Raw genomic sequence first — 13,662 nt, 5'->3', positions numbered from 1 at the left:
TTCGAAGGAGTGATGGTCCGGCATGAGCATTCAAGCAGGCATTAACATTTATTCCGTCCATGAGCAGCTAGCTCAAGATTATTACGGCACTTTGCGTCAGCTTGCGGAAGCAGGCTATACCCATCTAGAAATGCTAGGCTTCAATATGGTGAAAATGTCGCGGTTCAGCGATGAGTTTCCAGCCAAGGAGGTTGCCGCCGAGCTGGCGGCTTCCGGCCTTAAGGCTATCGCAGCCCATGAAGGGCCGATGCCGGGCGAGGATTTGCTGGCCCACCGCTGGGATGAGCTGATGGATTATTACGAGCAGCTCGGCTGTACGTCACTGGTGCTCCCATCCGTCTGGATGGATGACCGTGACAGCACGCTGCGTCTCGCCGAGCAGTTGGAGCAGCTTGGCGGCAAGCTTGCGCAGCGCGGCTTCCAGCTTTATCTCCATAATCATGCTCATGAATTCAAGTCGGATGGCGATACAACATTGTTTGATATCCTCGCCGCCCATACCGATCCCAAGCATTTAAAATTTGAGCTGGATCTCGTGTGGGTGATGCGGGCTGGGGTTGATCCGATTGCGGTAATGGAGCGTGTAGGAGACCGCTGCGATATGATTCATCAGAAGGATTACAGCAAGCAGCTGTCTGGCCCGCTTAATTTATTCGAATCCATGCGTGCGAACGGCGATGAAGGACTTGGGCTGATGGATGTATACCGCAAATATATCGTGCCTTCGGACTTTGTTGATCTCGGTACAGGCGCCTTCGATTTTACCCATGTGTATGGAAAGATCAAGGAACTCGGACATGTGAAATATGCGTTGGTTGAAAATGAAGGAAAATCAGCGGATAAGCTTGCCAGCGTCCGCAACGATCTGGCGTATTTGCGCACATTCATTTAAAATATAAGAATTTATATGCTTATATCTATAACTATGCTTATATTTCATCGCGAAACGGTTGCTTTGCCGCCAAGGGACGGCGACAGCCGTTTACGCTTAAAATATAAGAATTTATATGCTTATATCTATAACTATGCTTATATTTCATCGCGAAACGGTTGCTTTGCCGCCAAGGGACGGCGACAGCCGTTTACGCTTGAAATATAAGAATTTATATGCTCACATCTATAACTATGTTTATATTTCATCGCGAAACGGTTGCTTTGCCGCCAAAAGACGGCGACAGCCGTTTCACCTTAGGAGGCTGCAAATGATGGGGAAATTGAAAGCAGGCATTATAGGCTGTGGAGGCATCGCCTTTCAGAAGCATATGCCGTCACTTAAAAATAATAGCGATTTGGTTGATATGGTTGCGTTCTGCGATATCATCCCGGAGCAGGCAGAGAAAGCGGCGCAGCAGTTCGGTACAGAGGATGCCAAGACGTATACCGACTATAAGCAGATGTTAGAAGATAGCTCTATTGATATTATTCATGTGCTGACGCCAAACCTGCAGCATTCATTTATTACCGTAGATGCGCTGGAGGCGGGCAAGCATGTGATGTGCGAGAAGCCGATGGCGATTAACTCGGCAGAAGCGCGTAAAATGCTGGATGCTGCAGAGCGGACAGGCAAAAAGCTGACAATCGGCTACCAAAACCGTTGGAATGACGATTCCCAAACGCTGCATCAAGCTTGCCGGGAAGGAGCGCTCGGCGAGGTGTATATGGCGAAAGCCCATGCGATCCGCAGGCGGGCGCTTCCGACATGGGGCGTATTTGCCGACAAGGAGCAGCAAGGTGGCGGCTGCCTGATTGATATTGGCACGCATGCGCTTGATTTGGCATTATGGTTTATGGACAATTACAAACCGAAGTCCGTTAGCGGCTCGGTGTTCTACAAGCTGCGGGATAAGCCGGAGGGCAATATGTTCGGTCCGTGGAAGCCGGAGGAGCTGGAAGTTGAGGATTCCGCATTCGGCCTCATTAAGATGGAAAATGGCGCAACGATTTTCCTTGAAAGCTCCTGGGCATTGAATACGACGGATGTGAAGGAAGCGAAGGCATCACTCTATGGCACAAACGGCGGCGCAGAGATGAAGCAGGGCGCAGATTATGCTGGAGAACTGATCTTCAACAATGTCCAATTCGGCAAGCTGATGGAAACGAAGGCGGCAGCCGGTCCCGGCATCGCGTATTTTGGCCCCGGCTCGAATGATCCGGGCACGAAGGAAGCCCGGCAATGGCTCGAGGCGGTTATCCATGATACGGAGCCGCTCGTTAAGCCGGAACAGGCTTTCGTAGTGACGCAAATTTTGGAAGCCATCTATGAATCGGCAGCGACCGGCAAGGAGATTTATTTGTAAAAGCATACAAAGAAGCTCGCAGCGATATTCGGCCCAGCCGAAGCTGCGGGCTTTTTTTGCATTTTAATAGAGCCTGGCGTTATTTTCATTGTAAATGAGAAGATTTATCAATTATAATGAAGGAACTAAGGGATAGCTGGATCGGTTCATTTAAGGCAGGGAGTGGGGAGGTTGAGGAATTGAAGCTGGATGAACATATAAAATTATGGAACCAGACGGCTATTAAAATATGGGATATTCGCCATGTCGTCATGCAGCCAGGCGAGCTGCTGGAGGATTATTTGCTGCCATCAAGCGGCTTCATTTACAGTGTGCGTGGTGCTGGCTATTTGAAGCTGGACGGCGACGAGCATGAGGCTCAGCGGTTTCATGTCCTGCATGGCGGCAAGGGCATGCGGCTGGACGTGTGGGCGGAGGAAGAGTTCGAATATTATTTGCTTTTGTACCGGGCGGTGTATGCTTTGCCGGGCAATAAAGAGCTGGCTCGGCTCATGGAGCGGCATCAGCCCTTTGCGCTGCAATATGGTTTTCAGCCGCAGGAGCCGCTGCCATTGCTTCGTCCACTGGACCATATTCGCAAAGCATGGCAAAACGCAGATGATCTGGATCGCATCCAAATCAAGGGGTTGTTTTATCAATTTATCCATGAGCTGCTTCGGCAAATGAAGACACAGGGCATTAAAGTAAGCAAGCCGGACCTCGTTACGCAGGCCATCCGCTATATAGAGGATCATTTTCAGGAGGCTATTACGCTGGAGTCGCTGGGGGAAAAGCTGAATTACAGTCCCCGGCATCTGTCGATGCGCTTTAAAGAGCATACGGGAGCAAGTCCGATCCATTACTTGATTCAAATTCGGGTGAAGCGTGCGGCCGAGCTGCTCATTGGCACGGATGCGGCACTGAATGAAATCGCGCTTGAGGTTGGCTATGCGGATGTGTATTATTTCAGCCGGATTTTCAAAAAACATACCGGCTTATCCCCCGTTCGTTTCCAAGAGCGGGAACGCCAGAAGCGGCTTTCAGAAGATCGTCCATTCATCTTATCTGAAATATCCATTGGAACGGGCAAGCTGCGGCGTTATATTGGTAATTATGATAATCATTATCAATATAAACGTGGAGGGTCTGTACGAATGAAAAGAAATACAACATCTGGTCTCGCTATTAGCTTGTTGCTTACGTTAACGCTATTGCTAGGTGCCTGCTCATCAGGTACTGCGAATACGAGCACGAACACCGGAGCTTCTGCTTCCCCAAGCACTGCCACGGAATCAGCGTCGCCCGCGCAAAATGACAGCGGCCAAGCATCGCCAACTGAAGCAGCAACTCGCATCATCAGCACAGAGAAAGGCGATGTGGAAGTGCCTGCCGAGCCGAAGCGCGTCGTTGCGCTATATATGCTGGGCGATGTGGTGGCGATGGGCGTGAAGCCGGTCGGTATTTCCGATGTGTACGAGGGAGCAGCGTTTGAGCAGGAGCTTACGGGTATTGCAACGCTCGGCGAATGGTTTGAGCCGAATCAGGAGGCGGTACTAGCTCTTGATCCAGACTTGATTATTGCCCCTTCTGAGGATACGTATAACAAGCTGCGTGATATTGCTCCAACGGTTTACATTCCGTTTGACAAAATGACGACGGATGAGCGAATGAAAATGCTGGGCAAGGTGTTCGGCAAGGAGCAGGAAGTAAATACGCTGATGGAAAACTTCAACAAGAAAGTGGAAGATAGCAAGGAGAAGCTGAAAGCAGCAGGCGTTTATGACAAAACGGTTTCTATTATTGAAGGCGGCAAAAAGCAAATGTCGGTCATCGCCAGCAAGCAGTATGGCCGCGGGTCGCAAATTATTTATGAATACCTGGGAATGAAGGCTCCGAAGGTGATTCAGGATAAAATCGATGTCGCAACAGTTGGCGATGGCGAAAACGTATCGCTGGAGGTTCTGCCGGAATATATGGGCGATTATATTTTCCGCTCCTCATGGACGGGTATGGATGATTTATCCGACAACTCGATTTGGAACAGCATCCCGGCTGTAAAAGAAGGCCGCTTGGTCGAAATCGAATTTGGACTTGCGTATTACAGCGATATTTATTCGCTGGACAAGCAGCTTGATTTTATCGTGGAGAAGCTGCTGGAGGGTGCACCAAAGGCATAGCACCTGTTTTATCTTTATACCAAAGCTAGCCAGCTGCTCTACAACAGCTGGCTTTTTGATGAGGGAATGCCCGTTCACATGTGCAATTAGCGGCTGTGAACGGGCATTCTCTTTTTCATTTATAAATAGAAGGGATCTAGTATTTGTGCAGTCCTATCAAGTAAATGGCGCAGTGTGAACAAATGAAACCTGGGTGAACAATTTGTGGGAACAGCAGCGGTTCAGCCTGCTCCGAATTGTTCAATTGAACGATAGCCAGTGGTTGGTTACAATTCATTGTGACGCTCCAGCATTTTTTTTGCAAACGCATACATGCTTGGGGTGATCTATATACAGAGAGGGGATTCATCGTATTGAATAAGCGAAAATGGCTTTCGGCCGCATGCTCCTGTCTATTGGTGCTGTCCATGCTTGTATCTGCTTTTCCTGCCTATGCGGCAGAGGGGCTGCAAAACGGGGACAATTCTTCTAATGTGAGCGCAGCGGTACGTGATGATTTTACCGAGCAGGAATTGAAGGATAACGACTATATTCTTTATTTTGTGAATGCAGGGGATGCAACGCCATCTACAGTAGAAGGCACGGATAAGTTTGGACTGTATTCCTCCGTAACCGAGCAGGTCTATGGGGCGGATGCTGTAACCGGAAAAAAATGGGGGTTAGTAACGACTACATCAGCTGCAAGAACAGGCGATGCTTCAACGAAGCTGGGTACGCTGCGTTATTATAACGGCTCGCAAGTAAGGGATAAGGCGATTGAATACAAATTTGAGCTGCCGGAAGACAGCTATGATATTACGTTTGGGTTCAAAAATCCATGGAGCGGCCGCAGCGTCAATATGGTTGTGAACGGGACGAATCTCTTCGGTGAAACTGCTATTGGAGAATATGATGCCGTAAAGGAGGTAACTTACCGCAATTTAAGGCTGACAGGAAATGAAATGCAGGTTCGCGTTCAAGGGCCAGCTACTGCAGCATTAAGCAATTATAATGATCCAATGCTTAGCTATATTATTGTTCGTCTGAATGTCACGGTTCCTTTGTCCGACTTGGGAGATAAGCTGGATGAGGCAAGAAGCGAGGCAACTGATGTGAAGTACACACGCTACAGCGTACAGGTGCTGAATGATGCAATTGCCACAGCTGCTAGTACATTCGATGCACTGTCTGCAAATGGCACAGACATTCAAGACCCTGCGGTGCAGGAGCAGATTCGCTCGGCTATCGCTTCATTGAATACCGCGCTTGCCCAGCTTTCGCTGGATGTGCCGAATACGTCGTTTAAGCCGGGCACGGTTTGGAATGATACGAGCGGTGCGCTTATTCAGGCTCATGGCGGCGGCATCATCTACGATGAGCATACGCAAAAATATTATTGGTATGGCGAGGATAAGACCAATGGCTATTTGCCAGCCCGCGGCGTTCGGGTATACTCCTCAACCGACTTATACAATTGGGAGGATCATGGTCTGGCGTTGACTGCGATTGGGTCGATGGATGATTTTACGAATGATCCGCTCATCTCTCAGCTGTATGCAGGCAGAACGGATCAAGCCAGCATTTTGAACGATATTGGGACGGATCGCATTATTGAGCGTCCAAAGGTTATTTACAATGATGCAACCGGAAAATACGTGATGTGGATGCATACGGATGGCCCGTCGGAAACGTCGACAGCCAACTATGCGAAGGCGGAGGCTGGCTATGCGCTGAGCGATTCGCCAACAGGACCCTTCGTCTACGGCGAAAGCCACCGGATGGACCGTGCTCCTGCGGATGCCACCTACAATGGGCAGCCTAACCAGCCGGGAATGGCGCGGGACATGACGCTTTTCAAGGATGATGACGGTACAGCTTACCTCGTCTATTCCAGCGAGGAAAATATGACGATGTACATTTCCAAGCTTAACGAGGAATATACCGATATTGTCGGCTGGCATAAAGATGGCAATGTCGAGCGCGATACCGTATACAAAGCCGAATATGGTGTCGATTACGTTCGGGTATTTCCGGGAGGACAGCGGGAAGCCCCTGCCTTGTTCAAATATCAGGGCAAATATTATATGATCACATCAGGCGCCACCGGATGGGACCCGAACCTTGGGAAATACACGGTTGCCGATGATATTTTCGGTGAGTGGAAGCCGATGCGCGATGTAGCGCCAGGCAGCGGTACGACGTTTGGCTCGCAAAGCACGCATGTTCTTCCGATTGATCCAGCAGCGGGTAAATTCCTGTATATGGGCGATCGCTGGGACAAAAATGATTTGAAAAATTCGCGTTACATTTGGCTGCCGATCGAATTTGGCCAAAATGATGAAATCGCGCTGCGCTGGCGCGATGAATGGACGCTGGATGAGCTGAACGCTATGGGACGTATTACGATTAATACGCCTTTGCCTTCGCAAACCTCGATTGGCAAAGTGCCTGTGTTGCCAGATACGGTGCAAATTACATTGTCTGGTGGTTCGCAAACGACGGCTGCAATTGCTTGGAATGCAACGCCGGAGCTGTTTGCTAAGCCTGGAATTGTTACGCTGAAGGGTACGCTTAGCGGGGCGAGCAGCAAAACGATTGAACAGCAAATTTATGTGGTGCCGGATCGCAGCGCTTATTTTGTTCATGCTGGAGGAGCGGCAACAGCCGATTATAACGACATGATTGCCTACATGGATGATACGCTTATTAATAAAGATGCGATCGACCAGAAATATGACCCGGATAATGGTCAAAATTGGGGTTATGTTGGTGACAATACCTTGACCTCGGGTACGGCTAGTGGCGATCTGTTCGCCTCACTGCGTTATTTAAAGTCTGGTACTGGCGATGATTTGCCTTACCGTTTTGATATCGCAAATGGCGAATACGATGTATATGTAGGCCTGTTCGATCCATGGTCGCAATATAACCCTGGTACTCGGAAAGCTCATATCGTTATCAATGATGAAATTAAAACGAGCAGCTATACATTCAGCGCTTCGCGAGATGTGCTGGGCTACGAAGACGTGAATGTATCTGATGGGAAGCTTGCGCTGACGGTTCGCCGGGCGGTTAATGGCGCTCCCGATCCGCAAATCAGCTGGATTATGATCGTCGCTAAGGAGCAGACAGCCGTTCAGGCGGCAAATCGTCTAGGCGAAATAGCAGCACCAGCACAAGGGGCGGTACAACTTGCGCTTCCGGAAGCCCCAGAAGGCTTCACAGTGGCGATCAAATCCTCCAACAGTGCAGTAATTGGCACCGATGGTACAATTACGCCGCCAGAGCAAGCAACAACCGTTCAATTGGAGCTGGAAGTGACAAGGTTATCGGATCAGACCAGTGCTGTTATCGTACGGTCGGTTATCGTTCCTGCCAAAGCAAGCAGCGGTGGCGGTACGGACCCAGGCACGAATCCTGGAACAAACCCAGGGACGAATCCTGGCTCGGGGTCCGGCAGCAATCCAGGATCAGGCTCGGGAAGCGGCTCAGGCAATGGGTCGAATCCAGGGACTACGCCGGGGACTGGAACTGGTACGGATCCGGGAACGAATCCAGGAACAGATCCAGGAACGAATCCGCCAGCATTTCCGGATGTAAGCAATCACTGGGCAGGAGCGGCAATTGGCAAGCTGACGGCTCAGGGTATCATGCAAGGATATCCAGATGGCACGTTCCAGCCGGATAAAAAGATGAATCGCGCCGAGTTTATGACGATTATTTTCCGCTTATTGAAACTGGACACGGCTGCCGGTTCATCGAAATTTAGCGATGTGTCGGAAGGAGCTTGGTATGCAGGCTCGGTAAATGCGTTGGTCAATGAAGGAATTGTGAGCGGATTTGCTGACGGCAGCTTTAAGCCGAATCAGGAAATTACTCGCGAGGAAGCTTTTGTGATTTTGTACCGTGCGATTAAGGGGCAGCTTGCTGCTGGCACGGCGAGTGGCGAAGGCAGCTTTAAGGATGGCGACAGCATCTCTGCTTGGGCAGCGGAAGCGGTTCAAGCTCTGGCAGAGCATGGTCTGATCAGCGGTTATAAGGATGGTTCTATCAAACCGGAGCAATCGATCAATCGTGCTGAAATAGCTACGATTGTCGCCAAGCTTTTGCAAGAGTAGTAGAAAATGAGAAGAGCAAGGTTTCCCGGGATCGCCTTGGAAACCTTGCTCTTTTATTTTACCCTCGAAACGGTAGCTTTGCTGCCAGAGGAAGGCGACAGCCGTTTACGCTTGAAATATAGGAAAGGATATGATGTTTTGATCCATTCTCTCTATTTCTACGCGAAACGGTAGCTTTGCTGCCAGAGGAAGGCGACAGCCGTTTACGCTTGAAATATAGGAAAGGATATGATGTTTTGATCCATTCTCTCTATTTCTACGCGAAACGGTAGCTTTGCCGCCAGAGGAAGGCGACAGCCGTTTACGCTTGTTTGTTTATCAACTGTTCCGTTAGCAGATGCTTTCGTCAGCTCACTTTAAAGCTGGAAATAGCGGTTTCCAAATCGCTAACAATGCGATTCAGTGCTTGTGCCGATGCTGCGATATGCTCCATCTGCGCCAGCTGTTCCTCCGTTGCCGCCGCCACGTCATCTGTTTTCTCCAAATTGGAGGCAGCGCCAGCTGCAGCTGATTCTGTCGAAGCACTAATTTGCTGCGAGCCTGCGGACAATTGCTCAGCAATGGCCGAATTATCATGGAGCTGATTCGCAATTTGCTCAATAGCGATAGAGATAGCATCAAGCCGCTCCTGCACCACTTTCAGCTGGCCGCCGCCATTTTCGACCTCTTGAACGGTTGTCGTCATATAGCTGGATGCACTAGCGATTTCACTGCGTGTACCAGCTACGAGCGTATTGATGCCTTCCGCTGATTCCAGCGAGGCCGCTGCCAGCTTTCGGATTTCCTCCGCAACTACGGCGAAGCCTTTGCCTTGTTCTCCTGCCCGTGCCGCCTCAATTGAGGCGTTCAGCGACAAAATATTCGTTTGACCGGCGAATGCGGTAATATTTTGCGCGATTTTGCCGATTTGCTGCGAGCGATGCTCAAGAGACTGAATGCTTTCCGACAGCTTCGTAATGACGGAACGAACATCCTCCATCTGGGCGATGAGCGCAGCGAGCGCCTGCTGGCTTTGCTCGGTTTGCTCTGACGTTTCAGAGGAATGCATGGCAATGGAAGTTGTATTTTCGGCAATACGCTGAATGCCAACCGCCATTTCTTCAATCGCACGGGATGTTTCCTGTGCAGTTCTAGCCTGAACCATGGAGCTTTGAGCGACCTCTTGAATCCGAATCGCGGTGTGCTCTGCGGCCTCGGTCGATTCCTGCGACGCAGCTGTCAGCTGGGAGGAAGCTGCGCTTACCTCGACGGAAGACTCCGAAATGCCGGAAATCAGCTTGCGCATCGTATCTATCATATGATCGACGGCTGCTGAAATCCGGCCAAGCTCGTCTTTTCCAGGATTTTCATCGCGCTGCACCGTCAAATCTCCCGCTGCCACTTGGTTGGATTTGGCGACGATAATGCGGACTGTCCGCATAATTTGACGGACGGTGATGATAACAATGATGACTAGAAGAAGCGTAACTAAAGAAATCGTTATGAATGCTACAAGTTGATTTTGATCCACTTGCTTGTTGATGGCCGCAATCGTCAGCTCCGCATGCTTGTCTAAGCTTTCTCCAATTTCGTCAATGCCGGAGCGGCTGGATTTAAAAGCGTCGTCAATTTCGGCATTGCGGAACTGGTGCTGGTCTCCGGCAGCAGCCTGTACGGCAGCAGAGGACCACAATTCAAATTTTGGCTGGAATTGGCCCAGAATGTCCTCAATCGTACGGCCAGACTCACCATATGCCAATTTTTTCAAAGATTGCGCTTCAATAATAACGTTTGCTTTTCCAACACGTTCGGATACCTGCGCGATATTTTCTGCCAACTCTTTACGCGCTTCATCCGTTTCAGCTGCGTTTAACGTACCAGACTCCACTTTTAAATACGCTTGATAAGCTTGATACATGTCGCGGTCTGCATTCAAAATCAGTGAATTGACCTGATTGGATGTGTCATAAATCTCCTCTGTCATCGTGTGCACAATTTGCTGCTGGCCGTTCAGGTAATACAAGCTCGACAGCACATACGCAATAAGCGGAATTGCAGCAAGCAGAGCAAGCCGCCAGCGTAAAGATAGTTTTAACATAGAATCCCGCCCTCTTTTCTAAAAGTTAACCTAATATGTAGTATATATCGGTGTAAATCACGTTTTCTGTAACGATTTTATAAAGTGTTTTTAAAATAATTATGTCGAAGCTGTATGGTGAAAAAAGGTGGGGAAAATGCTAGGCTATTTTCTTGGATAAAGCCTTGCCAGTCGCGGTTTATGCTCGATTGAATATTCGACACATTTCGATAAAAATTTAGGGCTGAATCCCTCTTTTTTTGGGAGGAATATGTTATAATTTGTCGAATTTATTCACAGCTAGAAATTTCCTGACTTAATTATGGTACAGAAGCTATTGGGTGGCGTCATCAGAGAGAGTATAAATGAAGCATAGAGGAGGGTGAATCCGGCGGGATGTACGAGCCTGCATATTATTGGAATTGGGTTTTTGAAAGAGCTTGCAAGACATAGACAGCAACTTAATAAAATTCTGGAGGCACTCAGCTATGACAAAAAGGCATCACACATCGATATGGCCACGAATAGGAATTTTTATGCTCGCTTTTATCATCATGCTTCAAGTTGGTACCCCTTCCATTTATGCAGCTCCTACACCGGACACCTTTACGACAAAGAGCAGTGAAACGTTACCTGCGAATTCCATGGCAGCTGGCGCTTATGGCAACGGACTGTACATTGCTGTTGGATCTTATGGGGCAATTATTAAATCTACAGATGCCGATCATTGGGAAAGCGTAAAAACAAAGGCGGATTCTAATTATTCTGGAGTATCGGCTCCATCAAGTTTTAGCTTTAATGGTGTTGCTTTTGGCAATGGAACCTTTGTTGCCGCTGGTTCTGAAGGGGTTATATTAAGCTCCACAGATGGTGTGAATTGGACACAGCGGACCTCGGGGATTACATCCCAGATATCTAATATCGAATATTTCACATTTAATGGAGTAGGAGCCTTTTATGCACTCTCGATGGGGAAGTATATTACCTCTACCAATGGCACCACTTGGACAACGGTTGTACCGACTGGAATACCTTCAGACAAATCCATCACTCAAGTAACAGTGGGAAACAATGGGACGCGCCTCGCTGTATCGAGTGAGGAAGGCAAAATTTATTCGACGACTAATGGCACGACTTGGACTTCCGTTCATCCAGTGACCCCAGCCTCGCTCCCCGCTAATGGAGCCAATTTTCTGGAATGGATGAATGACCGTTATTTTATGGCTGATATTAGCGGCTATATTTGGACCTCTACCAATCTCTCCACTTTTACCTTAATGGGTGCCCCGTCTTTACAAGTTGGGTCAAATCCAACCGGCCAAATGAGAAAAGGCTTTTATGATGGAGCACATTATTATTTGTTTGGCAGCGAGGGAAGCAAATATGGCGCTGTTTATACATCAACAGATGCGACAACTTGGACGCTGCAGCCTTTTGAACGAGAGTTTGTTGATCAAAATGCTTCCTATATAAACGGAAAATACTTTTTGTTTGGAAATGAAGGCATGAGCGTCTCAGATACGGGCTCTAATTGGAGCTATAAATGGGGCGGGATTTTTAATGAAATTATTTATGACGGTACCAAATATATAGCCGTTGGGCAGCTGGGAAAAGAAGGAACAATTTGGACTTCGAATGACTTGTCTGCGTGGACGAAGCAAAGTATTTCGGGACAGGCAGATGCTTTTACATCAGTGGCGCACGGAAATGGCAAGTACGTGGCAGTTGCCGGACCTTATCACGGCGCAACAAAATTGGCTACCTCCAGCAACGGTACAAGTTGGAGCCTGCAAGGGAGCTTGCTTGGCAATGAATTTTTTAGTGATGTTGCTTACGGCAGTGGGATATTTGTGGCTACAGGTTATACCAATAAGGCTGTGATCGAGACATCGGTGGACGGTGTAACTTGGACTGAGCAGACTTTGCCTACCAATACGTTGAACTATTTAGCCTCGGTTGCTTATATTAATAATCAATTTGTAGCGCTAGGGAATGCTAATGATAATTATGGAAATGTGACTGAGCTAGCAATTCTGACTTCAAATGATGGGGTAAATTGGACGAATCACGATAGCAGTTACCCTAATTCAACCGATTTTGTAACCAATATGATTTATGATGGAAGCAAATATATTTTGCTTGGGTACGATTCATCAACCTATGAAATGTTTACCCGCACGAGTGTGGATCTTGTGACATGGTCTTCTCCTGGTTTAACAGGCGGATATTCAGTATATGGTGGTTCGACATTTATAGGAAAGAAAGGCAATACGCTTTATGGACTTTTTACAGATAGCAGTTATGAGTCAGAGGACATTTTTTATTCCAATGATGATGGTGCTACTTGGCAAGCCACTTCTACTTTAGATGCTAACAAGAGAGCGTCTGCATTAATGACCGTCAATAACGAAATTGTTATATCAGGTCCTAACAAGCTGGTTATGACCTCGGGAGCGGTAGTTTCTTCATCGGCAATTACCCCTAGTACGGCAAGCTTTGATAAAGAAACATCGGCGCAGGCGGATGTAGCCGTGACGTTGACGCTGAACGGTAATACGCTGAGCAGCATCACGAATGGCGGAGCGACGCTGACAGCGGGAACCGATTACACAGTTGCGGGCAACACGGTAACGATTAAAAAGTGGTATTTGTCGCAGCAGTCTGTAGGCACAACGAACCTCGCGTTTAATTTCAGCGCAGGAGCAGCGCAGACGTTGGCAGTAACGGTGAGTGACACAACGCCGCAAAACAGCCAATTGAGCCAGACAACAGCGAGCTTCGATAAAGAAACATCAGCGCAAGCGGATGTAGCTGTAACGTTGACGCTGAACGGCAATACGCTGAGCAGCATCACGAATGGCGGAGCGACGCTGACAGCGGGAACGGATTATACGGTTGCGGGCAACGTTGTGACGATCAACAAAGCATATCTTGCGCAGCAGTCAGTAGGCACAACGAACCTCGCGTTTAATTTCAGCGCAGGAGCAGCGCAGACGTTGGCAGTAACGGTGAGTGACACAACGCCGCAAAACAGCCAATTGAGCCAGACAACAGCG

The 13,662-nt window shown here is 48.6% G+C and carries 6 protein-coding genes; 5 read left to right on the top strand and 1 reads right to left on the bottom strand.

Going from position 1 to position 13,662, the window contains the following annotated elements; all coding sequences use genetic code 11:
* The first annotated feature begins 22 nt into the window (after window positions 1-22).
* The 4 genes from AC50YG_RS22805 to AC50YG_RS22790 all read left to right on the top strand — a co-directional run bounded on the left by AC50YG_RS22805 (window position 23) and on the right by AC50YG_RS22790 (window position 8,550).
* On the top strand, window positions 23-892 hold the full coding sequence (locus tag AC50YG_RS22805; protein WP_494829899.1) for a sugar phosphate isomerase/epimerase family protein: 870 nt from the start codon (window positions 23-25) through the stop codon (window positions 890-892).
* A 310-nt stretch (window positions 893-1,202) separates the two neighbouring features.
* A complete protein-coding gene (locus AC50YG_RS22800) occupies window positions 1,203-2,297 on the top strand; it encodes a Gfo/Idh/MocA family protein (protein ID WP_473756195.1) in 1,095 nt (364 codons plus the stop codon).
* Between the two features lie 179 nt (window positions 2,298-2,476).
* Window positions 2,477-4,453, top strand: a complete 1,977-nt coding sequence (locus tag AC50YG_RS22795; protein ID WP_494829897.1) for an AraC family transcriptional regulator — start codon at window positions 2,477-2,479, stop codon at window positions 4,451-4,453.
* A gap of 353 nt (window positions 4,454-4,806) precedes the next feature.
* Entirely contained in the window at window positions 4,807-8,550 is a 3,744-nt protein-coding gene (locus tag AC50YG_RS22790; protein WP_494829895.1) for an S-layer homology domain-containing protein, read from the top strand.
* A gap of 346 nt (window positions 8,551-8,896) precedes the next feature.
* Here AC50YG_RS22790 and AC50YG_RS22785 read toward each other — a convergent pair whose 3' ends face one another.
* Entirely contained in the window at window positions 8,897-10,627 is a 1,731-nt protein-coding gene (locus AC50YG_RS22785; RefSeq protein WP_494829893.1) for a methyl-accepting chemotaxis protein, read from the bottom strand.
* 467 nt (window positions 10,628-11,094) lie between these two features.
* Between AC50YG_RS22785 and AC50YG_RS22780 the strand changes: the two genes are divergently transcribed.
* Window positions 11,095-13,662, top strand: a 2,568-nt coding sequence (locus AC50YG_RS22780) for a X2-like carbohydrate binding domain-containing protein (protein ID WP_494829891.1), incomplete at its 3' end; no start/stop codon positions are given.

The organism is Paenibacillus sp. J31R34 (genome assembly GCF_059383715.1).
The sequence above is the reverse complement of the archived record's forward strand: the minus strand, read 5'-3'. Positions and strand labels throughout refer to the sequence as shown.